General features: G+C 61.2%; 23 protein-coding genes. 14 read left to right on the forward strand and 9 right to left on the reverse strand.

Features of this window, described 5'->3' with window-relative positions:
* Positions 1-39 precede the first annotated feature (39 nt).
* The 5 genes from recQ (at position 40) to AC1Z24_RS08570 (ending at position 6,385) form a co-directional block, all read left to right on the forward strand.
* Positions 40-2,169: a DNA helicase RecQ gene (recQ, locus tag AC1Z24_RS08550; protein WP_259105729.1), complete on the forward strand. Its 2,130-nt coding sequence runs from the start codon at positions 40-42 to the stop codon at positions 2,167-2,169.
* A 68-nt stretch (positions 2,170-2,237) separates the two neighbouring features.
* Entirely contained in the window at positions 2,238-2,672 is a 435-nt protein-coding gene (locus AC1Z24_RS08555) for a MarR family transcriptional regulator (RefSeq protein WP_483745280.1), read from the forward strand.
* 162 nt (positions 2,673-2,834) lie between these two features.
* On the forward strand, positions 2,835-5,033 hold the full coding sequence (locus AC1Z24_RS08560; RefSeq protein ID WP_483745281.1) for a motility hub landmark protein FimV: 2,199 nt from the start codon (positions 2,835-2,837) through the stop codon (positions 5,031-5,033).
* A 1-nt stretch (position 5,034) separates the two neighbouring features.
* Positions 5,035-5,325 (forward strand): Rdx family protein, encoded by a 291-nt coding sequence (locus AC1Z24_RS08565; RefSeq protein ID WP_483745282.1) that lies wholly within the window; start codon positions 5,035-5,037, stop codon positions 5,323-5,325.
* A gap of 232 nt (positions 5,326-5,557) precedes the next feature.
* A complete protein-coding gene (locus tag AC1Z24_RS08570; RefSeq protein ID WP_483745283.1) occupies positions 5,558-6,385 on the forward strand; it encodes a UDP-2,3-diacylglucosamine diphosphatase in 828 nt (275 codons plus the stop codon).
* A 6-nt stretch (positions 6,386-6,391) separates the two neighbouring features.
* Here the strand turns inward: AC1Z24_RS08570 and AC1Z24_RS08575 are convergent, their stop codons facing one another.
* Entirely contained in the window at positions 6,392-6,703 is a 312-nt protein-coding gene (locus tag AC1Z24_RS08575) for an Mpo1-like protein (protein ID WP_483745284.1), read from the reverse strand.
* Positions 6,704-6,789: 86 nt separating this feature from the next.
* Positions 6,790-8,244: a TrkH family potassium uptake protein gene (locus tag AC1Z24_RS08580; protein WP_259105770.1), complete on the reverse strand. Its 1,455-nt coding sequence runs from the start codon at positions 8,242-8,244 to the stop codon at positions 6,790-6,792.
* A 369-nt stretch (positions 8,245-8,613) separates the two neighbouring features.
* On the opposite strand from AC1Z24_RS08580, the gene AC1Z24_RS08585 reads away from it, so the two are divergent.
* Entirely contained in the window at positions 8,614-9,174 is a 561-nt protein-coding gene (locus tag AC1Z24_RS08585) for a nitroreductase family protein (protein WP_483745285.1), read from the forward strand.
* 2 nt (positions 9,175-9,176) lie between these two features.
* On the opposite strand, the gene AC1Z24_RS08590 is transcribed toward AC1Z24_RS08585, so the two are convergent.
* The 6 genes from AC1Z24_RS08590 to AC1Z24_RS08615 form a co-directional block, all read right to left on the reverse strand.
* Positions 9,177-10,517: a sensor histidine kinase gene (locus AC1Z24_RS08590; RefSeq protein ID WP_483745286.1), complete on the reverse strand. Its 1,341-nt coding sequence runs from the start codon at positions 10,515-10,517 to the stop codon at positions 9,177-9,179.
* 68 nt (positions 10,518-10,585) lie between these two features.
* Positions 10,586-11,029, reverse strand: coding sequence for a Spy/CpxP family protein refolding chaperone (locus AC1Z24_RS08595; protein WP_483746573.1), 444 nt, complete (start codon positions 11,027-11,029; stop codon positions 10,586-10,588).
* Positions 11,030-11,169: 140 nt separating this feature from the next.
* Complete coding sequence (locus tag AC1Z24_RS08600; protein ID WP_259105714.1) at positions 11,170-11,847, reverse strand: response regulator transcription factor; 678 nt, start codon at positions 11,845-11,847, stop codon at positions 11,170-11,172.
* Positions 11,848-11,854: 7 nt separating this feature from the next.
* Positions 11,855-12,262, reverse strand: a complete 408-nt coding sequence (locus AC1Z24_RS08605) for an SH3 domain-containing protein (protein ID WP_483745287.1) — start codon at positions 12,260-12,262, stop codon at positions 11,855-11,857.
* A 132-nt stretch (positions 12,263-12,394) separates the two neighbouring features.
* Positions 12,395-12,694 carry a YciI family protein gene (locus tag AC1Z24_RS08610; protein WP_483745288.1) on the reverse strand — a complete coding sequence of 100 codons (300 nt, stop codon included), beginning with the start codon at positions 12,692-12,694 and terminating at the stop codon, positions 12,395-12,397.
* A gap of 1 nt (position 12,695) precedes the next feature.
* A complete protein-coding gene (locus AC1Z24_RS08615; RefSeq protein ID WP_483745289.1) occupies positions 12,696-13,304 on the reverse strand; it encodes a septation protein A in 609 nt (202 codons plus the stop codon).
* Positions 13,305-13,369: 65 nt separating this feature from the next.
* Here AC1Z24_RS08615 and AC1Z24_RS08620 point away from each other — a divergent pair, with 65 nt between their 5' ends.
* The 8 genes from AC1Z24_RS08620 to arfB all read left to right on the forward strand — a co-directional run bounded on the left by AC1Z24_RS08620 (position 13,370) and on the right by arfB (position 20,437).
* Positions 13,370-14,233, forward strand: a complete 864-nt coding sequence (locus tag AC1Z24_RS08620) for a PHP domain-containing protein (RefSeq protein WP_483745290.1) — start codon at positions 13,370-13,372, stop codon at positions 14,231-14,233.
* Positions 14,234-14,246: 13 nt separating this feature from the next.
* On the forward strand, positions 14,247-14,876 hold the full coding sequence (locus AC1Z24_RS08625) for an L-threonylcarbamoyladenylate synthase (RefSeq protein ID WP_483745291.1): 630 nt from the start codon (positions 14,247-14,249) through the stop codon (positions 14,874-14,876).
* Between the two features lie 119 nt (positions 14,877-14,995).
* The gene (locus AC1Z24_RS08630; protein WP_483746574.1) at positions 14,996-15,694 is read left to right on the forward strand and encodes a segregation and condensation protein A; all 699 of its coding nucleotides are present in this window, start codon (positions 14,996-14,998) and stop codon (positions 15,692-15,694) included.
* A 93-nt stretch (positions 15,695-15,787) separates the two neighbouring features.
* Positions 15,788-16,555 (forward strand): SMC-Scp complex subunit ScpB, encoded by a 768-nt coding sequence (scpB, locus tag AC1Z24_RS08635; RefSeq protein ID WP_413308512.1) that lies wholly within the window; start codon positions 15,788-15,790, stop codon positions 16,553-16,555.
* Positions 16,556-16,652: 97 nt separating this feature from the next.
* A complete protein-coding gene (locus AC1Z24_RS08640; protein ID WP_483745292.1) occupies positions 16,653-16,844 on the forward strand; it encodes a DUF1289 domain-containing protein in 192 nt (63 codons plus the stop codon).
* A gap of 185 nt (positions 16,845-17,029) precedes the next feature.
* On the forward strand, positions 17,030-18,235 hold the full coding sequence (gene rluB / locus AC1Z24_RS08645) for a 23S rRNA pseudouridine(2605) synthase RluB (RefSeq protein ID WP_483745293.1): 1,206 nt from the start codon (positions 17,030-17,032) through the stop codon (positions 18,233-18,235).
* Between the two features lie 374 nt (positions 18,236-18,609).
* Positions 18,610-20,013, forward strand: coding sequence for an amino acid permease (locus tag AC1Z24_RS08650; protein WP_483745294.1), 1,404 nt, complete (start codon positions 18,610-18,612; stop codon positions 20,011-20,013).
* A gap of 10 nt (positions 20,014-20,023) precedes the next feature.
* Positions 20,024-20,437, forward strand: a complete 414-nt coding sequence (arfB, locus tag AC1Z24_RS08655; RefSeq protein ID WP_483745295.1) for an alternative ribosome rescue aminoacyl-tRNA hydrolase ArfB — start codon at positions 20,024-20,026, stop codon at positions 20,435-20,437.
* Here arfB and AC1Z24_RS08660 read toward each other — a convergent pair.
* Positions 20,434-21,645 carry an MFS transporter gene (locus AC1Z24_RS08660; protein ID WP_483745296.1) on the reverse strand — a complete coding sequence of 404 codons (1,212 nt, stop codon included), beginning with the start codon at positions 21,643-21,645 and terminating at the stop codon, positions 20,434-20,436. The two genes, arfB and AC1Z24_RS08660, sit on opposite strands and share 4 nt — an antisense overlap.
* Positions 21,646-21,688: the final 43 nt, after the last annotated feature.

Raw genomic sequence — 21,688 nt, forward strand, 5'->3', positions numbered from 1 at the left:
AGTCGCGGTATGCGGTTGGCAGGACAATCTGGGGTTTTTATGCTCGAACAGGCTCAACGCGTCCTCAAGGACATCTTTGGTTACGACAGCTTCCGGGGTCGCCAGGGTGCGATCATCGAGCGCGTAGCCAGCGGTGGTGATGCGTTGGTACTGATGCCTACAGGCGGCGGCAAGTCGCTGTGCTTCCAGGTGCCAGGCCTGTTGCGTGAAGGCTTGTGCGTAGTGGTCTCGCCGCTGATCGCGCTGATGGACGATCAGGTCGCGACCCTTGATGAACTGGGTGTGGCAGCGGCAGCGCTGAATTCCACCCTCAGCGCCGAGCAACAGCGCGACCTGGCCAACCGGATTCGTCTCGGCGAGGTCAAGATGCTCTACCTGGCCCCCGAGCGCCTGGTCCAGCCGCGCATGCTGGCCTTCCTGCAGAACCTGCAAATCGCCCTGTTCGCCATCGACGAAGCCCACTGCGTTTCTCAGTGGGGCCATGATTTCCGCCCGGAATATCTGCAACTGGGCCAGTTGGCCGAGCTATTCCCCAACGTTCCGCGCATTGCCCTGACCGCCACCGCCGACAAGCGTACCCGGGAAGAAATCGTTACGCGCCTGCATCTGCAGAACGCCGAGCGCTTTCTGTCCAGCTTTGACCGGCCGAACATTTTTTACCGCATCGTGCCCAAGGAGCAGCCACGCAAACAGCTGCTGGCGTTCCTCTCCGAGCGGCGCAGCGATGCCGGGATCGTCTACTGCCTGTCGCGCAAGAAAGTCGACGAAGTCGCCGTGTTTCTCAGTGAAAACGGCTACCCGGCGCTGCCTTATCATGCTGGCCTGCCTGCCGAAACCCGTGCCCACAATCAGAGGCGCTTCCTTAATGAGGAAGGCTTGATCATGGTCGCCACCATCGCCTTCGGCATGGGCATCGACAAGCCCAACGTGCGTTTTGTCGCGCACCTGGACCTGCCCAAGTCCCTGGAAGCCTACTATCAGGAAACCGGTCGCGCCGGTCGTGACGGCCTGCCCGCCGATGCCTGGATGGCTTACGGCCTTCAAGATGTGGTCATGCTCAAGCAGATGCTGCAGAACTCTGAAGGCGACGAGCGTCACAAGCGTCTGGAGCAACACAAGCTCGACGCGATGCTCGCCCTGTGCGAAGAAACCCGCTGCCGTCGCCAGACCCTGCTGGCTTATTTCGACGAAGATATGCCCGAGCCGTGCGGCCACTGCGACAACTGTGTCGACGGCGTGCAGACCTGGGACGCCACCGAACCTGCGCGTCAGGCGCTTTCGGCTATTTACCGCACTGGCCAGCGCTACGGCGTCGGCCATCTGGTGGACGTGCTGTTGGGCAAGGAAAACGACAAAGTGCGCAGTTTCGGCCATCAGCATCTGTCGGTGTTCGGCGTCGGCAAGGCCCGTGCAGAGAGCGAATGGCGCTCGCTGTTCCGCCAACTGGTCGCGCGGGGCCTGGCCGATATCGATCTGGAAGGCTACGGCGGCCTGCGTCTGAGCGATACATGTCGGCCGCTGCTGCGCGGCGAAGTCACGCTGGAGTTGCGCCGCGACCTTAAGCCGCAGACCGTGGCCAAGAGCAGCTCCGGCAGCCCGGCCAGCCAACTGGTGCGCGGCGACGAGCGCGAAGAGTGGGAAGCCCTGCGTGCCCTGCGGCGCAAGCTGGCCGAAGAGCACGGCGTGCCGCCTTACGTCATCTTCCCCGACTCAACCCTGCTGGAAATGTTGCGCAGCAAGCCCGGCAACATGGCCGAAATGGGCCGTGTCAGCGGTGTTGGTGCACGCAAGCTGGAACGCTATGGCGAAGCCTTCCTGGAAGTGCTCGGCGGCACGGCCCCGGCGCCGAAAGTCGTGGCCGATATCCGCCATGAGCTGATCAGTCTGGCCCGTGCAGGCATGACCCCGGCGCAGATTGCGGGTCAGTTGCAGTGCACTGAAAAGAACGTCTATACCCTGCTGGCCGAGGCGATTGGCAAGCAGCAATTGTCGGTGGAGCAGGCCCTGGATCTGCCCGAAGACCTGCTCGGCGAGATTCAGGACGCCTTCCTGGACGGCGAGGGCGAGTTGCCTCCGGTCGCCGCTATTGCCGAGCAATTCACCGGCCGAGTGCCCGAAGGCGTTCTCTATTGTGTGCGCGCCGCTTTGCAGTCCGAATTCGAGGTCTGAATAGAGCTTGCCTCGCCTCAGGCTCCATGATTAGCTGACTAATAATTAGTTTCGATCATGAGTTGGTTATGCCCTTGAACAATGAACACCGCTTCGGAATGCAGCTGGCCCATATGTCCCGTGGCTGGCGCGCCGAGCTGGATCGCCGTCTGGCTGACCTGGGGCTGTCCCAGGCCCGCTGGCTGGTGCTGCTGCATCTGGCCCGGTTCACCTCGCCGCCGACCCAGCGCGAGCTGGCGCAAAGCGTCGGTGTCGAAGGACCTACCTTGGCACGCTTGCTTGACAGCCTTGAAGCGCAGGGCCTGGTCTTGCGTCAGGCGGTGCTCGAGGACCGTCGGGCGAAGAAGATTGTCCTTTGCGATACCGCTCGCCCCTTGATCCAAAAGATCGAGGCCATTGCCACAGCCCTGCGTGTGGAATTGTTCGAAGGCATCAGCGAAGAGGATCTGCGGCTGTGCATGAGCGTGCACACCCGTATCCTGGCCAATCTGGAAAAATCATAGCGCGAGCATATTGCCGGATCTGCCATCATACTTGTCAGGCCCTGTACGGAAAGTGGCCGCCGCTCGCCAACTTTTTGTACAGGCTCTGGTCCGGGATCGTCAGAGGCGGTCCGAAAAATTGAATATGCCGAGAAGTCTGCTTTGGTTTCCATAAGGGTTCGTATGCTGAAGAGTTCTGAGGCCGTCGTGCCGGCTGCGCTGCGGCGCACGATGCCCGGTGTACGTGGCGGGTTGATGGCATTGCTCATCGCTTCGGCTTCCATGTTGTATCCGGCGATGGCGTCTGCCTTGGGACTGGGTGATATCACCCTGCATTCCGCGCTGAACCAGCCGCTGGATGCAGATATCGATCTGGTCGAGACCGGTGGCCTGAACGAAGAAGATGTCATCGCCAAGCTGGCAACGCCGGAAGCCTTCACCCGCGCGGGTGTCGAGCGAGTGTTCTTCCTCAATGACTTGCGCTTCACGCCGATCATTCATGGCAACCACGGCGTCATTCATGTGGTGTCGAGCAAGCCGGTTACCGAACCTTTCCTGAATTTCCTTGTGCAGTTGTCACGCCCTAATGGCGACTTGCTGCATGAGTACACCTTGCTGCTCGATCCGGCGACTACCCCGGCAGGCCGTGCGGCGCTTCAGGGGCGTAACCGCGAGTCGATCGCCCAGACCGGCGGTTCGCGCATGCCAGTAGCGCCACCACCAGCGGTACAGAGCAAGCATTACGTCGTGGTGGCAGGCGACAACCTGGGTTCGATTGCCCGGCGCTTGCATGGCACGGATTCGAAGATGTCCGCTGATGAGCTGGCCACGGGCATCAAGGCCCTCAACCCCCAGGCGTTCCCCGCTGGCAATACCAAGGATCTGAAAGTCGGTCAAAACCTGTTGCTGCCTGATGCGGCTGTCCTGCCGAGCGTTGCCCCGGTTACTCCAACCGCTGCGGCTTCTGTAGCGACCGGCGCGACTGCGCCCGCCAACGCTGCTTCGCCAACGACTGCTGCCGCAGCGCCGACCAGCGCACAACAGTTGGCCGGTGCGACGGTGGAAAATCAACAACTGAACCATGAGGTCGATGATCTCAAGGGGCAATTGAGCGGCAAGGACAAGGAAATCGTCACCCTGGAAACCCAGCTGGCCGAGCTCAAAAGTGCACCTGCTCAGCCGGTGGCAGTAGCACCGGTGACACCTGTCGCGCCGACTCCGGTTGCAGCGCCTGCTCCCGCGCCAGTGGCAACCTCTGCACCAACACCTGTTGCCGATGATTCCTTTATCAGCCAGCCGATCTTGCTGGGCGCCTTGCTGATCCTGCTGTTGCTGTTGGGCCTGGTCTACTCCATGCGCCGTAAGCGGCAGAAGGAGCTGGACGATGACGATTACGACGAGCCAATGCCGGACGATATCGGTCCGACCCCGGTTATTCTCGACGTGCCAGGTGTATCCGCCCCACGTACCGTCGCGCCGGTTGTTGCCCCGATCCGGCCGCAGGCACCCCCTGCGCCACGCCCGGCCAGTGCGCCGCCGGATGCCCTTGACGGGGTCAATATCTATATCGCTTACGGCCGCTTTACCGAGGCCTTGGGCATTCTGCGCGATGCTCTGGATAAGCAGCCGGAGCGCATGGATATTCGCGCCAAGATTCTTGAACTGCTCGCCGAGCAGGGTGATGCCAGCGGTTTTACGGCCCAAGAGCAGAATTTCATCGAGCAGGGCCTGGATCCTGAGAAGGTCGCGGAGATTCGCGGGCGTTATCCACAGCTGAAAAAAGCCGAGCCCCCGGCTCCTGCCGCTCCTGTGGCGCCGGTTGTCGCGGCAGTCGCAGCGGCTGCGGTAACGGCGGCGGTGGTCAAGCCAACCCTGGTCAAGGCACCTGCGGCGCCTGCCGAGGATGAGTTCCAGTTGAATCTGGACGACCTGTCCATGGATGCCGACTGGGATCTGGTCGATCCATTTGATACCCCGCGTTCGCGCAAGCAGGAGACGGCTCAGCCAGAGGAGGAGGATCCAGGCTTCGCCTCGAACCTGACACAGCTGCCGGAAGTGTTCGAGATGCAGGAAGAGCAGTTCCTCAGCGATTTCTCTGAACCTGAGGACGATTTTTCCGAGCCTGAAGTGATACCTGAGCCGATCGTCCAGGCCGATAGCGATCCTCTGGACGATGATTTCCTCGACGGCTTTATGGATGACACGACTGATTTTGATCTGTTGGATCTCGATGAGGCTCCGCTGAGCAAGCTCAATGAAGCTCAGGTGCTGATCGATGACGGCGATATCGAAAGCGCCCGGCTGATTCTTCAGGAGCTGATCGAGAACGGCGACGATGCCCATCAGCAGGCCGCCTTCGAGATGCTCAAGGGGCTTGATTGATATGTCCGCTGCGCGCCCCGAAGTCGTCATTACCTACTGCACCCAGTGCCAGTGGCTGCTGCGGGCAGCCTGGCTGGCCCAGGAACTGCTGAGCACCTTTGCCGATGACCTCGGCAAGGTGTCCCTGGAGCCGGGCACCGGCGGAATCTTCCGCATCACCTGCGACGGCACCCAGATCTGGGAGCGCAAGGCCGATGGCGGTTTCCCTGAGGCCAAGGTACTCAAGCAACGGGTACGCGACGTGATCGACCCGGAGCGGGACCTGGGGCATAACGAAGCAAAGCCTGCGTGAATCCATACGCGCCCTTACCTGAATTGGAATTCATTCTGGTGGGACTGGCTTTAGCCGGGAAAGGGCCGACACATCCGCAGCATCTTTTTGATCCCCTCGTACGCCTTCCCGGCTAAAGCCGGTCCCACAGGTGGCGTTGCGCAATGCTTGTCACAACATTGCCACGCCATCGTCATTTTCAATTAACCGGCAGCACGCACTATCGTCAAAACCCAGTCGGAGGTTGACGACCATGACCAGTGCCCAACTCGCCAAACCCAGCCGCAAGCAACATGTGCGGACCTTATGGATTTCCGATGTTCACCTGGGCACTCGCGATTGCCAGGCCGAGCATCTTTCGACCTTTCTCAAGGGCTATCAGGCAGACAAGGTCTATCTGGTCGGTGACATTATCGACGGCTGGAAACTGCGCAGCGGCATGTACTGGCCCCAGGCCCATACCAACGTGATTCGCCGCCTGCTGACCATGAGCAAGCGCGGCACCGAGGTGATCTACGTTACCGGCAACCACGATGAATTCCTGCGCCGCTACTCCAAGCTGATCCTGGGCAATATCCAGCTGGTGGACGAAGCCATTCACCAGACTGCCGATGGCCGCAAGTTGCTGGTCATCCACGGCGACCAGTTCGATGTGATCACCCGCTATCACCGCTGGCTGGCCTTCCTCGGCGATTCGGCCTACGAGTTCACCCTGACCCTGAATCGTTGGCTCAACCACTGGCGTGCCAAGTACGGTTATGGCTACTGGTCGCTGTCGGCGTACCTCAAGCATAAGGTCAAGACAGCGGTCAGTTTCATCAGCGACTTCGAAGAAGCCATCGCCCACGAGTGCGTGAAGCGCGGTCTGGATGGCGTGGTCTGTGGGCATATCCACCATGCCGAGATTCGTCAGGTGGGCGGGGTGGAATACCTTAACTGCGGCGACTGGGTCGAGTCCTGTACCGCGCTGATCGAGCATCTGGACGGCAGCATCGAGCTGTTCCGTCTGGCCGATGCCCATCAGCGCGAAAAGGCCCGCTTGCAGGAAGAGCAGGCCGAAGTGGCTGAGCCGGTCAACTGATCCGGATCAGAGACTGACTTTGCCCAGCAAAATATCGCGATACATCACGAAATCGCCCAGCAGGCTGTAGAACGGATGCTGAAAGGTTGCCGGGCGATTCTTCTCGAAGAAGAAATGGCCAGCCCAGGCAAAACCGTAGCCTGCCAGGGGCACCAGCCACAGCAGGCTCCAGCGGCCGCTGCCGATACCGAACGCCAGCAGGAAAATCACCAGGCTGGTGCCGACAAAGTGCAGGCGCCTACAGGTGCTGTTGTTGTGTTCGGCCAGGTAATACGGGTAGAAGTCGGCAAAACGGCTGAACTGTCTGACGTTGTCCATGATGACTCCCGCAAAGGGTGACGAGGCTTTCAGTCTATTGCCGTCGGGCCCTCTGCCGCCATGGGTTTTATCGGCCATTCATGCTGTCAATGACGCCAGAATGCCGGTACGCATAGCACCAGCACCGTAATGATCTCCAGGCGTCCCAGCAGCATGCCGCCGGACAGTATCCATTTGGCCGCGTCCGGCAGCGTCGAGAAGTTACCCGCCGGGCCGATGGTCTCGCCCAGGCCGGGGCCGACGCCGGACACGGTGCTGGCCGCGCCGGTCAGGGCGGTCATCCAGTCCAGGCCCAGCAACGCCAAAGCCAGGGCGATACCGCAGATGGTGATGGTGAAGAAGAACGAAAAGGTCAGGATCGAACGGACGATTTCATCATCCAGACGGTGGCCGTTGTAGTTCTGGCGGATCACCGCGCGGGGGTGAATCAGCTGATTGAGGTTGGCCTTGAGCAGGATATAGGCCACCTGGAAGCGAAACACCTTCACTCCGCCAGCCGTCGAGCCGGAGCAGCCGCCGATAAAGCCCAGATAGAAGAAGAACATCAGGGCGAAATTGCCCCACAGGCTGTAGTCGCCCAGAGCGAAGCCGGTGGTGGTCACAACCGAGGTAACGTTCAGCGCGACGTGGCGCAAGGCGTCGTACCAGGGCAGATCGGTGGTGCTCCAGTACCACAGGGTCATTACCAGCCAGGTTGCCAGCAGCAGGCCGATCAGGCCGCGCACCTGTTCATCGCGAATCAATGCCTTGCGATTGCCACGCAACGTGGCGACGTACAGGGTGAACGGCAGGCTGCCGAGGATCATCACCACGATCGCCACCCAATGCACCGCCGGTTGCGGCCATTTGGCCAGGGACTGATCCGATGTGGAGAAACCGCCAGTGGCAATGGCCGACATGGCGTGGTTGATCGCGTCGAACAGGCTCATACCCGCCGCCCAGAACGCCAGGCTGCCCAGTGCCGTGAGACCGACATAAGTCAACACAATGAACTTGGCGACCATGTGCGAGCGCGGCATGACCTTCTCCGAGCGGTCGGAAGATTCAGTCTGGAACAGGCGCATGCCACCGATACGCAGCAGTGGCAGAATCGCCACCGCCATGCCGATAAAGCCGATGCCGCCCAGCCAGTGCAACAGCGAGCGCCAGATCAGGATGCCCGGCGAGATGCTGTCCAGGCCGCTGATCACCGTAGAACCGGTGGCCGTGATGCCCGACATGCTTTCGAAAAACGAGTCGGTGAAGCTCATGTGCTGGGTCAGCAGGAACGGCAGGGCGGCGAACACGCAGACCACGATCCAGCTGGACACCGTCAGCATGTACATGTCCCGCGGGCGCAGATGCACGTGCTCCGGGCGGCCAGGGATGATCAGCGCCATACCGGCGAGGAAGGTCAGCACGCTGGACCAGAGAAACGAGCGCAGGTCGTCCAGATGATCGAAGATCACCAGGGTGGCGATCGGCACGACCATGGCGATGGCCAGGGTGATCAGGAAGATGCCGATGATGAAACCGATGATTCGAAGGGTCGGCAACGCCATGAAGTCGCTCTGACTGGAATGAAGAAAGGGCGCCATTCTACCTGTGCCTATTAGAGTGTAAACCGACGGCGATTAGCCAGCCGGGCTCGGACGAAAAGTGGCTGCAGGCTGGGCGCCTTCGGCGCTACGCGCACCATGCTGCGTTAAAAACAGGCTCGGACGACTGAAAGGAGAACGTCCGAAGGACGGCCCGAAGGGGGCGCGTAGCGGATAATGCTGATTTAGGGGCCTAAACTCCGCTTCCTCGCCTGTTTTTGCCTTGCCTGACCATCGCTCCCGACTTTTCGCCCAGACCCCGAGATAAGTAATTCCCTTGCCGAGATGTTATTGCTTTTAGAATGTTGAATCATTTTTCCAAGGAGAAAGCCGATGCAGGCTGTCGACGTTTTGCTCAATCGTGTTTCGGTGCCCCGTCTGGTCGAGCCGGCCCCGGATGCTGCGCAGCGCGAAGTGTTGTTTGGTGCGGCATTGCGCGCGCCGGATCATGGCATGTTGCGTCCGTATCGTTTTCTGACGGTGGAAGGTCCGGCCCGTGAGCGCATGGGTGACTTGCTTGCCGAAGCCTTGCAGCAGAGTGGTGGTGAGGTCACCGAGCAGATGCTCGACAAGGCGCGCCTGGGTCCGCTGCGGGCACCGTTGGTTGTAGTGGTGATCGCGTCCTTGCAGGAGCACTTCAAAGTGCCGAAGAAGGAGCAGTTGCTGACGGCCGCCTGTGCCGCCCACGGCGTGCTGCTGGCGGCTTATGCCATGGGTGTCGGTGCGGTCTGGCGGACTGGGGAGCTGGCCTACGCAGGCCATGTGGCCAAGGGTCTGGGGCTGAAGGCGGATGAAGAAGTGGTGGCGTTTCTTTATCTGGGGACGCCGCAGAATCCACCTCGGGAAGCGCCCAAGGTGGATGTGGCGACCGTTGTCAGCGCCTGGCAGGGCTGATATCAATTCATCGTTGGCATCACTGGTTCCAACGGCAGATCCAGGCAGGCGAGGAAACCACCTTCGGGATGGTTTTGCAGCGTCAGATGACCGCCATGGCGTTCCGCCGCGCGTTTGGCGATGGCCAGGCCGAGGCCATGGCCCGGCGCGGTCTGGTCCGGGGCGCGATAGAACGGCTCACCCAGTTGCGCTAGATGTTCCGGCGCCACACCGGTGCCATGGTCGCGCACGCTGAGTTGCGCCCGGTCGCCGACACGGCAGGCCTGCATTTCTATACGCGCACCCGGCGGGTTGAAGCGCAGGGCGTTGCGCAGCAGATTGTCCATGGCGCGTTCGAGCATGTCCGGCCAGCCGTGCAATGCCAGGTTGTCCTCGATATAGACGTGGATATCCTGCCCCTCATCGTTGAACTGCGCTTCGCCCTGCAAGTGCTCAAGCATGCCGCGCACATCCACCGGCTCGGGATTACCCACCGTGGCATCGAGACGGGCCAGGGCGAGGATCTCGCTGATCAGTGCTTCCAGGCGATCACATTCCCGGGCCAGGCGTGGCCACAGCTTCTCGCGTTCTGCCGGTTCCGCCCGCTCGGCCAGGGCCAGGGCGATCCGCAGCCGCGCCAGCGGCGAGCGCAGTTCATGGGACACATCACGTAATAGCTGGCGCTGGCTGCCGATCAGGCTTTGCAGGCGTGCGCCCATACGGTTGAAATCGGTGGCCAGTACGCCGAATTCGTCGCGGCGGTTGGCCAGTTGCGCCAGGCTGTTCTGTTGATAAACCGTCAGCCCGAGATCATGTACCGCGCCCCGCAAGCGATTGAGGGGGCGGGTAATGGACAGGGTCACCAACAGGCTGAACAGGGTCAGTACCACCAGGGCGATGCCTAGGGCGCTGAATGGCCAGAGCAGGCTTTGCCGGTGCCAGGCGTCGAGTTCGGGGTGAGGGATTCGATAGATCAGCAGATAGGTTTCGCCGGTTTTCGGGCTGGTGTACTCAGTGGTCAGGCGCCGCCAGGGCAACTGGCGTGGATCATCGTGCTGGCGGGCTTCGAAGGCGGCCGCGCGGGCCGGGAAGGTGCCACTGACCACCGCTTCACCGGCGTCGTTAAGCACCTGCACATCAATGTGATAACGCCGCTTGAGGCCTTGCAGGTAATCCTGGGATGCCGCTTCGCCCTGGTTTTCGTAAAGCTCGGACCAGGTTTGCGGCAGATTGTTGAGGCCCGGGTGGCGGCTGAGAATCCAGGCGTCCTGATTGAGCATATGCCCCAGCAGAATGGATAAACCTGCCACCAGGGCAATGGCCAGCCAGAAACTGGCCAGGATTCGCCAGAACAATGAACGCACGGTTTGACCTCAGCTGAAATAGAGACACCCGACCAGCTTGGGGCAGGTCGGGTGTGGGTAAGCGGATATTACTGGGCTTTCTGGGCCTTTTGCGCTTTCCAGGCTTCGAATTCAGCACGATCGGCGCGGCGTTGTTCCTGTTTCTTCAGGATCTCGTCGAACTGTTTCTGCTGGTCCGGCTTGAGTACGGAGCGGATGTCAGCCTGAGTCTTGTCATGCTTGGCCTTGATCTCATCCTGCATGGCTTTCTGATCGGCGGCTGGCAGCTTTTTCAGGTAGCGCTCGGTGAGTTCGTGACGGCCGCGCATTTGGTCGCCCATCAGTTTGGCGATCTGCTGATGCTGTTCCGGCGTCAGGTTCAACTCGCGGAACGGGCCGCCGTCACGTGGACCGTGCTGGCCGTGCATGCCACCACCCTGCCAGCCGTTGTCCGGACCCTCTTGTGGCGGCATGGCCATGGCGAGGGTTGGCAGGGCAGTGGCGAACATCAAAGCGATCAGGGTCTTGCGCATCATGGTGTCTCTCCTTTGTCTCGAATCCGGTTCTTGTCCGGTTGAGCTCAGTTTAAGGAGATGAAGGTCAAGGGCAGTCAGGCGACGGTAAAGCTTGCGTAAAGAGCCGCGTCGAGCGAGCTGACACAAGGCCAGCCCGATCAGGCGCTGTAGTAGTAGCCGCGGCTGCGCAGGGCGACGATGCGTGGGCGGCCATCGGCATGGGGGCCGATCTTCTTGCGCAGGTTGCTGACGTGCATGTCCAGGCTGCGGTCGTACAGCGTCAGCTTGCGGCCCAGGGCCAGTTGCGCCAGTTCCTGCTTGTCCAGGGGCTCGCCGGGCTGGCGTAGCAGGGCTTCGAGCAGACGGCTCTCGGAAACGGTCAGGGTCAGTTCCTGCTCGCCGATGGTGACGACGCCACGCATCGGGCTGAAGCTCAGGTCGCCCAGTTCCAGCTGGCTGGCCACTGCGGTCGGGTGACTGCGGCGCAGCACGGCCTTCAGGCGTGCGGTGAGTTCCCGAGGGTCGCAGGGCTTGGCCAGGTAGTCGTCGGCGCCCAGTTCCAGGCCCAGGATACGGTCCAGCGGTTCGCCACGGGCCGACAGCATGACCACGGGCATCTCGGGGTGATCACTGCGCAGTTGTTTGAGCAGCTCAAGACCACTGCCGTCGGGCAGCATGACATCCAGAACCACGGCGGCCGGCACCGATTGGGCCAGGGCGCGACGGGCGCTGACGCCATCGTGGCAGGCCTGTACCTGAAAACCTTCCTGACTCAGCCAACTGCTCAGCAGTTCGCAGAGTTCCTGATCATCATCAATTAATAACAGCTCGCTCATGACTCACTCAATTCAGCCACTGCCGACGCTCTCTACGTCCGCCAGTGGCAAAGATACCGCACAGTAGGGCGATCAGTGCAACGCCGCCTCCGGTGACGAACCATTGTTGCTGTTCGGTGAGAAAACGCAGGGGCAGGCTGGTTTGTGCTTCTTTGAGTTGTGTCCGGAGTTTTTGGTTCTCCTGGCGCAGCTCTTTGAGCGGAGCGCTTTCACGGCTGGCGTCTGCATTCTGCAACTGCTTTTGCAGTTCTTCGCGCTGGCGCTCGCTGTCTTTGAGACGCTGTTGCAGGTCAATGACCTGAGCGGCCGCAGTAGGCAACGGCAAGGTGATGCCCGAGCCATTTGTTTCTTCGGCCTGGGCATCGGTGCCCACCGCCAGCACAGCCAACAACACACATAACGGACCTGGACGCATCTGAACTCCCTTCTATTGCCGGCAGAATCGATTTTCAGTTTGTCGGCAGGAAGAATGGAATGATGAGCGGTCGTCTGTGCAGTGTGGCATCTGCGCGCTGTTGCTTACACGGATGCCACGATTTACCTGGATTCAGGGCAGTACTTGCTTGAACGGCTTGACCACGACACCGTCGTAGACGCCCGCAGCGATATACGGATCGGCATCGGCCCAGGTTTTGGCGGCAGCGAGGGATTCGAACTCGGCGACGATCAGGCTGCCAGTGAAACCCGCAGCGCCCGGGTCGTTGCTTTCAACCGCCGGATGCGGGCCGGCCAGAACCAGGCGACCTGCATCTTTGAGAACGGTCAGGCGCTCGACGTGGGCAGGGCGCACGCTCAGGCGTTTTTCCAGGGAATCGGCGACATCGGTGGCGATAATTGCAAAGAGCATGTCAGTCCTCGGTCTTGGAGGTGGGATTCGACGCGGCAGGATCCGGGTCGTGCATATGCTTGGCGAGGAACAGGCCCTGGCCGATCAGGAACAGCACGGTCATGCCCAGGCTGCCGAAGACTTTGAAGTCGACCCAGAAGTCCTGATAGGTGAAGGCCACATACAGGTTGGCCGCGCCGCAGAAGATGAAAAAGATGATCCAGGCCACGTTCAGCTTGCGCCAGATCGGCTGCGGCAGGCTCAGGGCATGGCCCATGATGCGCTGGATCAGCGGGCGCTCACCGATGAACTGGCTGCCGAGGAAGGCCAGGGCGAACAGCCAGTTGACCACCGGAGCCTTCCATTTCAGGAAGGTCTCGCTGTGGAAAGCCAGGGTCAGGCTGCCGAAGACCAGGCAGGCGAGGAGGGTCAGCCACTGGCTTTTCTCCAGTTTGCCCTGCTTGAAATAGAGGAAGCCGTAGACCACCAGCGAACTGATGATCAGCATGGCGGTCGCACTGAAAATACCACCGATGACGACGCTGTGACCCAGCAGTTCATGGGTTTGCGGTTCGATTTTGTAGACGACGAAAAACAGCAGCAGCGGGATGAAGTCGATGAATTGTTTCACAATGGCAGCCAGAAGCAGGATGTAGCGGCATAATAACAAACATCAATGACAGCGAAAGCGCCCCTATGAATGTTGATCTGCACTGCCACAGCACCGCTTCCGATGGCTCGCTCGCGCCTGCCGTACTGGTTGCCCGTGCCTTCGAGAATGGTGTGCGCGTCCTTTCCCTGACCGACCACGACACCACCGAAGGCCTCGCAGAGGCCCGCGCGGCGGCGCTTGCGCTGGGTATGCAACTGGTCAACGGGGTCGAGTTGTCCTGCACTTGGGGCGGTGCAACCATCCATATTCTGGGCTACGGTTTTGAGGTTGACGCCCCGGCGCTGGTCGAAGCCATCGGCCGTTTGCATGAGGGGCGCTGGCTGCGCGCTGAAGAAATAAGTCGTAAATTGGCGATGAAAGGTATGCCGGGAGCGCTGGAAGGCGCCCGGGCGGTCCAGATGGAGCTGGGCGACAGTGGCAATGCCCCGGCCCGGCCGCACTTCGCCGAGTTCCTGGTGCGCGGCGGTTTCGTCAAGGATCGCGCCGAGGCATTCCGCAAATGGCTGGGTGCCGGCAAGCTGGGTGACGTCAAGCAGCACTGGCCGACTCTGGAAGATACCGTCGCCACCCTGCGCGACGCCAAGGCCTGGGTCAGCCTGGCCCACCCCTCGCATTACGATTTCACCCGTAGTAAACGTCGCAAGCTGGTCGCCGACTTTATCCAGGCCGGCGGCCATGCCATCGAAGTCGTCAATGGCCTGCAACCTGCCGATCAGGTCGGGTCGCTGGCCATTCTGGCTCGTGAGTTCGGTCTGCTGGTGTCTGCCGGCAGTGACTTTCATGCTCCTGGCGCATGGTCCGAGATCGGGGTTTACCGCCCGTTACCGGAGGACTTGCCGCCACTTTGGTGCCGATTCAAAAATGACCAGCCTACTGCCGTCGTCTGAACAGGGAGTTACCGTGAGTCAATTTTTCCAGGTCCACCCGGAGAACCCGCAACCGCGCCTGATCAAACAGGCCGTGGAAATCATCAAGGCGGGCGGTTTGGTGGTCTATCCCACAGATTCGTCCTACGCCCTGGGTTGTCAGATCGGTGACAAGAGCGCCATCGAGCGCATTCGCCGTCTGCGCCAGCTGGACGACAAGCACAATTTCACCCTGATGTGCTGCGACCTGTCGCAACTGGGCCTGTTCGCCAAGGTCGATACTGGCGCCTTTCGCGCCCTCAAGACCCACACGCCGGGGCCGTATACCTTCATTCTCAATGCGACCCGTGAAGTGCCACGGCTGATCCTGCATCCCAAGCGCCGCACCATCGGCCTGCGTGTGCCGCAGCATCCGATTGCCCAAGCGCTGCTTGAACAATTGGGCGAGCCGCTGATGAGCGTCAGCCTGATCATGCCCGGCGAGAGCCTGCCCATGAGCGACCCCTATGAGATGCGCGAGGTCCTTGAGCATCAGGTCGACCTGATCATCGACGGCGGCATCGGCGGTGTTTCGGCGTCCACCGTGATCAACCTGGCCGATGGCGAGCCGCAGATCATCCGTGTCGGCTGCGGCGACCCGACGCCCTTCGGTGGCGAGGCCTGATGACCGCCGTGGAAACCGTGGACCCCCAGGCTGACGCCCAGCAGGAGCTGCCGTTCGCCCTGGTCTATGGCCAGGCCGTCACCCAGATGCCGCTGGACCTGTATATCCCGCCGGATGCCCTGGAGGTTTTCCTCGAGGCTTTCGAAGGGCCGCTGGACTTGTTGCTGTACCTGATCCGCAAACAGAACATCGATATCCTCGACATCCCGGTGGCGGAAATCACCCGGCAGTACATGGGTTACGTCGAGTTGATGAAGAACGTGCGCCTGGAGCTGGCGGCGGAATACCTGGTAATGGCGGCGATGCTGGCCGAGATCAAATCGCGCATGCTGCTGCCGCGCTCTGCCGAGATCGAGGAAGAGGAAGACGACCCTCGCGCCGAACTGATTCGCCGTCTGCAGGAGTACGAACGCTTCAAGGCCGCCGCCGAGGGTATCGATGGCCTGACCCGGGTCGGCCGCGATGTCAGCGTGCCCAAGCTCGATGCGCCCGAGGCCCGGGCGCGCAAGTTGTTGCCGGATGTCAGCCTCGAAGAGCTGCTGATGTCCATGGCCGAGGTGCTGCGCCGGGGCGATATGTTCGAAAGCCACCAGGTCAGCCGCGAAGCCCTGTCAACCCGCGAGCGCATGAGCGATGTGCTGGAACGGCTCAAGGGCGGCGGCTTTGTGCCCTTTGCCGAGCTGTTTACCGCCGAGGAGGGGCGTCTGGGGGTGGTCGTGACCTTTATGGCGATCCTCGAACTGGTCAAGGAGTCCCTGGTCGAGCTGGTGCAGAACGAGCCGTTTGCAGTGATTCATGTGCGGGCGCGGGCGGAGTAAACCTGTCGGTAAACATACTACCTGTGGGAGCCGGCTCCCACAGGACCTCATTTCAATTTGCCAGTTGTATTGCCTGTCATTAAGAGCTGATCGATGAACCTCAACGAACCCCGCGAGCTGGCGCAATTGCTCGAAGCTTTCCTGCTGGCCTCCGGCAAACCGCAATCGCTGGAGCGCCTGTTCGAGCTTTTTGAGGAAGGTGAACGGCCGGAGCCTGCAGTCTTCAAGAAAGCCCTGGAGGTGCTGCGCAAATCCTGCGAAGGGCGGGCGTTCGAACTCAAGGAAGTGGCGTCGGGGTATCGCCTGCAGATTCGTGAGCGCTTCTCGCCCTGGGTCGGGCGTCTCTGGGAGGAACGGCCGCAGCGTTATTCCCGGGCGATGCTGGAAACCCTGGCGCTGGTCGCCTATCGCCAGCCGATCACCCGCGGCGAGATCGAAGACGTGCGCGGTGTGGCGGTCAACAGCAATATCGTCAAGACCCTGCTGGAGCGCGAGTGGATTCGCGTGGTGGGCTACCGCGATGTGCCGGGCAAACCGGCGATGTTCGCCACCACCAAGGGCTTTCTCGATCACTTCAACCTGAAAAATCTCGACGACCTGCCGCCCCTGGCCGACCTGCGGGAAATGGAGCCGGACCCGATCCTCGATTTCGATGACGCCCCGGTGCCCGCCCATTTGCAAGCCCTGGCCGACGCCAGCCTTGATCCGGACGCCGAAGCCGAAGAACCCGAACCGCCTCGTGACGAAACCAGCTTCCGCAGCCTGCTGGCAGAACTGGACACCATGGAACAGGGTCTCAAGACCGACTTCGATGATTTATTGGTTGAAGAGAAGCCGGAAGACGAACCTGATTCCCTGTAGGAGCTGCCGAAGGCTGCGAACGAGGGCGTCTGATATACCGTTTTCGCAGCCTTCGCAAGCTCCTACAAAGAACGTATGACCACGGGATCCGCTATCAATGAGCACCCCCAAAGACCCCTGCATCAGCGTCTGTAAATTCGACGACGCTATCTGCCGCGGCTGCGGGCGCAGCAAGCGTGAGGTCAAGGGCTGGAAGAAGATGGATAAGGACGAGAAGCGCGCCGTGCTGGTCGAATCGGCCAGGCGCCTGATCCAGCTCAAGGCCACCGGTCGGCGGAAAAAGAAGTAGCCGCGAAATTTTCAACTAGCCTGTGATGCGCAACCGGCGCCATGAGCGTATGATTCGCGACCTTTTGGCGTTTCATACGCGCCACAGGCTTTCAGAATTTTGCCTCGCCGCTCCATGCGCGGCGCCAGGCTACGGTCACGTCGGTCCTCGACGGGCCATGAATCGACACACCGGGAGGTGTCCAGATGAGCGAAAAAGACAAGCAAGACAGCCAGGAAATCGGACCAGCAGGCGAAAAACTGCAAAAGGTTCTGGCCCGTATCGGCGTGGGTTCGCGCCGGGACGTGGAAACCTGGATCAGCCAGGGCCGGATCAAGGTCAATGGCAAGGATGCGACCCTCGGTCAGCGCGTCGATCTGCACGATGCCATCACCGTTGACGGGCGTGTCATCAAGCGCGAAGAAGCGGCCGAGACGGTCCGTCGCGTGATCATGTACAACAAGCCGGACGGCGAAATCTGCACCCGTGACGACCCGGAAGGTCGTCCGACCGTGTTCGATCGCCTGCCGCGTCCGAAAGAAGGCCGCTGGATCAATATTGGCCGTCTGGACATCAACACCACCGGTTTGCTGATGTTCACCACCGACGGTGAGCTGGCCAACCGCCTGATGCACCCCTCGTTCGAGATGGACCGCGAATACGCCGTGCGCGTACGTGGCGAAGTCGATGACGACATGCTCCTGCGTCTGAAGAACGGCGTGATCCTCGAAGACGGTCCTGCGCGTTTCACCGATATCCAGCAGGCGCCGGGCGGTGAAGGCTTCAACCGTTGGTATCACTGCGTGGTGATGGAAGGTCGCAACCGCGAAGTCCGTCGCCTATGGGAATCCCAGGGTCTGGTGGTCAGCCGCCTGAAGCGCGTGCGTTACGGGCCGGTGTTCCTCAACTCCGACCTGCCCATGGGCCGCTGGCGCGAAATGAGCCAGCAGGAAGTCGACATTCTCAGTATCGAAGTCGGCCTCACCCCTGTGGCCCAGCCGCAGATGAACGCCAAGACCAAGGACAAGCTCGAGCGTCTGCAACGCCAGTCGTCGCGTCCACTGGGCAAGGGCGAGCGCGTACGCACCCTGCGTCCGGCCAAGGACGGCGCTGCCCCGGCCGGCCCACGTCCGGCTCGCGAGCCACGGGTGACCGACACCGAGCGTTCGCGTCCGTCCGCCGTCAAGGGCGAGCGCCCGGCCCGCAAGCCGCGTGAGGATTCTGCCTCGCGTCCGGTGAAAGGTCGCGGTACGCCGGTTGCCGAGCGTCCGAACGAAACCAAGCGTCCGGCCAAGCCGGCACCGAAGCGCCCGGGCATCTCCCTGGTCGACGACGCGCCGTCGGGCAAACGCCGCGGCCCGCCAGCCGCATCGGGCCAACGCCCGGGCTTCGGTCGCCGCAAGCCGCAATAAGGCTGCAGGCTGAAAAATAAACGCCGGTGTAAAACACCGGCGTTTTTTTGTCTGCAATAAATATCATCTGAATTGAAACGATATCTGTGGGACCGGCTTTAGCCGGGAAGACAATATGGCGGTCAGTAGATATGTATCGATCCTGCCGATGCCTTCCCGGCTAAAGCCGGTCCCACATTTATCTCAAAATCCTGACCATCTGTATGGTTTTTCCTACATCCCTGGCGTGTACAATGCGCCGCCTTTTCTCTGGGATTTAAACGCGCAAGCGCACCTCCAACAACCAGGGCCTACCCGGCCTTGCGGCACTCCGTTGCGTCACGAGCGCAACGGGTTCGATTCCGTCACAGAGAAGAACAATCAGGTGACTATCCATGAGTGAACACATTTCCTCTTCCGGTGAGCTGAAGCGGGGCCTGAAAAACCGCCATATCCAGCTGATCGCCCTCGGCGGCGCCATCGGCACCGGCCTGTTTCTGGGCTCGGCCGGGGTGCTCAAGTCGGCCGGCCCGTCGATGATTCTGGGTTACGCCATTTGCGGCTTCATTGCCTTCATGATCATGCGCCAGTTGGGCGAGATGATTGTCGAAGAACCTGTGGCCGGCTCCTTCAGCCACTTCGCTCATCAGTACTGGGGGGGATTTGCCGGCTTCCTGTCAGGCTGGAACTGCTGGGTGTTGTACATTCTGGTGGGCATGTCCGAGCTGACTGCCGTGGGTAAATACGTGCACTACTGGTGGCCGGAGATTCCGACCTGGGTCTCGGCGGCGGTGTTCTTCGTGATGATCAACGCCATCAATCTGGCCAACGTCAAAGTCTTCGGTGAAGCCGAGTTCTGGTTTGCCATTATCAAGGTGGTGGCCATCGTCGGCATGATCGCCTTGGGCAGTTACCTGCTGGTCAGCGGCCATGGCGGCCCCCAGGCGGCGGTGAGCAACCTGTGGGAACACGGCGGTTTCTTCCCCAACGGCGTGTCCGGCCTGGTCATGGCCCTGGCGTTTATCATGTTCTCCTTCGGCGGCCTGGAAATGCTCGGCTTTACCGCTGCCGAAGCTGATCAGCCAAAGACGGTGATCCCCAAGGCGATCAATCAGGTGATCTACCGCATCCTGATTTTCTATATCGGCGCTCTGGTGGTGCTGCTGTCGCTGACCCCGTGGGATTCGCTGCTGGCCAGCCTCAATGCCTCCGGCGATGCTTATAGCAGCAGCCCGTTCGTGCAGGTGTTCTCCATGCTGGGCAGCAACACGGCGGCGCATATCCTCAACTTCGTGGTGCTGACTGCCGCGCTGTCTGTGTATAACAGCGGCACCTATTGCAATGCGCGCATGCTGTTCGGCATGGCCGAGCAGGGTGATGCGCCCCAGGCCCTGGCCAAGGTCGACAAGCGCGGAGTGCCGGTGCGGGCGATTCTGGTCTCGGCACTGGTGACCCTGATTGCCGTGGTGCTCAACTACCTGATCCCGCAGCATGCCCTTGAGCTGCTGATGTCTCTGGTGGTGGCCACCCTGGTGATCAACTGGGCGATGATCAGCTACTCGCACCTGAAATTCCGCCAGCACATGCTGCGCATCGGTCAAGTGCCATTGTTCAAGGCGCTGTGGTATCCCTATGGCAACTACCTGTGCCTTGCGTTCGTGGTGCTGATCCTCGGGATCATGCTGATGATCCCCGGCATTCAGGTGTCGGTGTATGCGATTCCGGTCTGGCTGCTGGTTATGTGGGCCTGCTACGGGATCAAGAACAAGCGCAGCGCATCCGCCCTGATGCAGCTTTAGAGAACCACCCATGCTGGTGATTTCCAACAATGTGCAGCTGCCCGATGCCGAGATCGAGTTGACCGCCATCCGTGCCCAGGGCGCGGGTGGGCAGAACGTCAACAAGGTCTCGAGTGCGGTGCACCTGCGTTTCGATATCAACGCCTCGTCCTTGCCGACGTTCTACAAGGAACGGCTGCTGGCGTTGCGTGACAGTCGGATCACCAGCGACGGCGTGATCGTGCTCAAGGCCCAGCAGTACCGGACTCAGGAACAGAATCGCGCCGATGCCCTGGAGCGGTTGAGCGAGCTGATCGTCAATGCCGCCAAGGTGGAAAAGAAACGTCGTCCGACCAAGCCGACCCTGGGTTCCAAGACCCGGCGCCTGGAATCCAAGACCAAGCGCGGCAATATCAAAGCCGGGCGCGGCAAGATCGACTTTTAGACTTCTTTGTTTTCGCGCATCACCTGCGCCTGTTTGTACAGATAGAGGCTCAAGCCCAGCCCGCTCAGGGCCGCCAGGGCCGCGAACAGGAAGATCGAAGCAAAGCCAAAGCCCGCCGCAACGGCCCCGGCCACTGGCCCGGTGATGCCCAGGGACAGGTCGATAAACAGCGAATAAGCCCCCACTGCCGCACCACGACTGGCCGCTGGCACCAGATTCACCGCCTCCACGCCCAAGGCCGGGAAGACCAGGGAGAAGCCAAAGCCGGTCAATGCCGCGCCCGCCAGGGCCAGTCCCGGTGTTGGTGCCAGCCAGAGTAATAGCAGGCCCAGACTTTCCACGGACAGGCAGGCAATCGCCACGCGAAACCCGCCCAGCCGGTTGATGAAGTTGCCGAACAGCAGCCGCGCACCGATAAAACTGGCACCGAACAGGCTCAGGCACAGGACCGCATTGGGCCAGCTGTGACTGGCGTAATACAGGGTAATAAAGGTGGCGATGGTGCCGAAACCGATGGAGCCCAAGGCCAGGCCCATGCCGTGGGGCAGCACCCGTCCCAGCACATGGAGGAACGGCAGGCGCTCGCCATGGACGATGGGCGCGGCCTGCTTCTTCAGGGTCAGGAACATGCCCAGAGCGGCCAGCAGGATGATACTGGCACCCATGCTCCACAGCCCAAGGGCGTCGACCAGCAACACCCCCAGCGGCGCGCCGATGGCCAATGCGCCGTAGCTGGCAATACCGTTCCAGGAAATCACTTTGGCAGTATTGGCCGCGCCGACCCGGCCGATGCCCCAGCCAATCGAGCCGGAGCCGACCAGGCTTTCCGCGCTGCCCAATACCAGTCGGCCGAGGAAAATCGCCACCAGGCTGAGCATCGGCCAGCTCTGAGTCAGTGCCGCCAGCAACATCAATACACCGCTCAAGCCGCAACCGGCGAGCCCGTATTGCACGGCCTTCTTGCTGCCCAGGTTATCGATGATGCGCCCGGCATAGGGGCGGCTGAGCAGGGTCGCCAGGTACTGCACACTGATCACCAGCCCGGCGGTGACGGCACCGAAACCCAGGTCGGTGTGCACATAGCCGGGCAGCACCGCCAGGGGAATGCCGATATTCAGGTAGCCGATAAAGGTGAACAGAACAATGGAAACGACCTGCAACGTCACGTCGAGAGGACGTTGCGTGGCGGCGGACTGCGGTTCAGACATGGGTAAATCCAGGAAGGTAAGCCGATCATTAGCAAGCTTGCTA

The sequence above is a fragment of the Pseudomonas sp. JL23 genome (assembly GCF_056933585.1).

Excerpts from the sequence above, each read along its gene's own strand:
- recQ (WP_259105729.1), top strand. The coding sequence starts at position 40 with ATGCTCGAACAGGCTCAACGCGTCCTCAAGGACATCTTTGGTTACGAC.
- AC1Z24_RS08555 (WP_483745280.1), top strand. The coding sequence starts at position 2,238 with ATGCCCTTGAACAATGAACACCGCTTCGGAATGCAGCTGGCCCATATG.
- AC1Z24_RS08560 (WP_483745281.1), top strand. The coding sequence starts at position 2,835 with ATGCTGAAGAGTTCTGAGGCCGTCGTGCCGGCTGCGCTGCGGCGCACG.
- AC1Z24_RS08565 (WP_483745282.1), top strand. The coding sequence starts at position 5,035 with ATGTCCGCTGCGCGCCCCGAAGTCGTCATTACCTACTGCACCCAGTGC.
- AC1Z24_RS08570 (WP_483745283.1), top strand. The coding sequence starts at position 5,558 with ATGACCAGTGCCCAACTCGCCAAACCCAGCCGCAAGCAACATGTGCGG.
- AC1Z24_RS08575 (WP_483745284.1), bottom strand. The coding sequence starts at position 6,703 with ATGGACAACGTCAGACAGTTCAGCCGTTTTGCCGACTTCTACCCGTAT.
- AC1Z24_RS08580 (WP_259105770.1), bottom strand. The coding sequence starts at position 8,244 with ATGGCGTTGCCGACCCTTCGAATCATCGGTTTCATCATCGGCATCTTC.
- AC1Z24_RS08585 (WP_483745285.1), top strand. The coding sequence starts at position 8,614 with ATGCAGGCTGTCGACGTTTTGCTCAATCGTGTTTCGGTGCCCCGTCTG.
- AC1Z24_RS08595 (WP_483746573.1), bottom strand. The coding sequence starts at position 11,029 with ATGCGCAAGACCCTGATCGCTTTGATGTTCGCCACTGCCCTGCCAACC.
- AC1Z24_RS08600 (WP_259105714.1), bottom strand. The coding sequence starts at position 11,847 with ATGAGCGAGCTGTTATTAATTGATGATGATCAGGAACTCTGCGAACTG.
- AC1Z24_RS08605 (WP_483745287.1), bottom strand. The coding sequence starts at position 12,262 with ATGCGTCCAGGTCCGTTATGTGTGTTGTTGGCTGTGCTGGCGGTGGGC.
- AC1Z24_RS08610 (WP_483745288.1), bottom strand. The coding sequence starts at position 12,694 with ATGCTCTTTGCAATTATCGCCACCGATGTCGCCGATTCCCTGGAAAAA.
- AC1Z24_RS08620 (WP_483745290.1), top strand. The coding sequence starts at position 13,370 with ATGAATGTTGATCTGCACTGCCACAGCACCGCTTCCGATGGCTCGCTC.
- scpB (WP_413308512.1), top strand. The coding sequence starts at position 15,788 with ATGAACCTCAACGAACCCCGCGAGCTGGCGCAATTGCTCGAAGCTTTC.
- AC1Z24_RS08640 (WP_483745292.1), top strand. The coding sequence starts at position 16,653 with ATGAGCACCCCCAAAGACCCCTGCATCAGCGTCTGTAAATTCGACGAC.
- rluB (WP_483745293.1), top strand. The coding sequence starts at position 17,030 with ATGAGCGAAAAAGACAAGCAAGACAGCCAGGAAATCGGACCAGCAGGC.
- AC1Z24_RS08650 (WP_483745294.1), top strand. The coding sequence starts at position 18,610 with ATGAGTGAACACATTTCCTCTTCCGGTGAGCTGAAGCGGGGCCTGAAA.
- arfB (WP_483745295.1), top strand. The coding sequence starts at position 20,024 with ATGCTGGTGATTTCCAACAATGTGCAGCTGCCCGATGCCGAGATCGAG.
- AC1Z24_RS08660 (WP_483745296.1), bottom strand. The coding sequence starts at position 21,645 with ATGTCTGAACCGCAGTCCGCCGCCACGCAACGTCCTCTCGACGTGACG.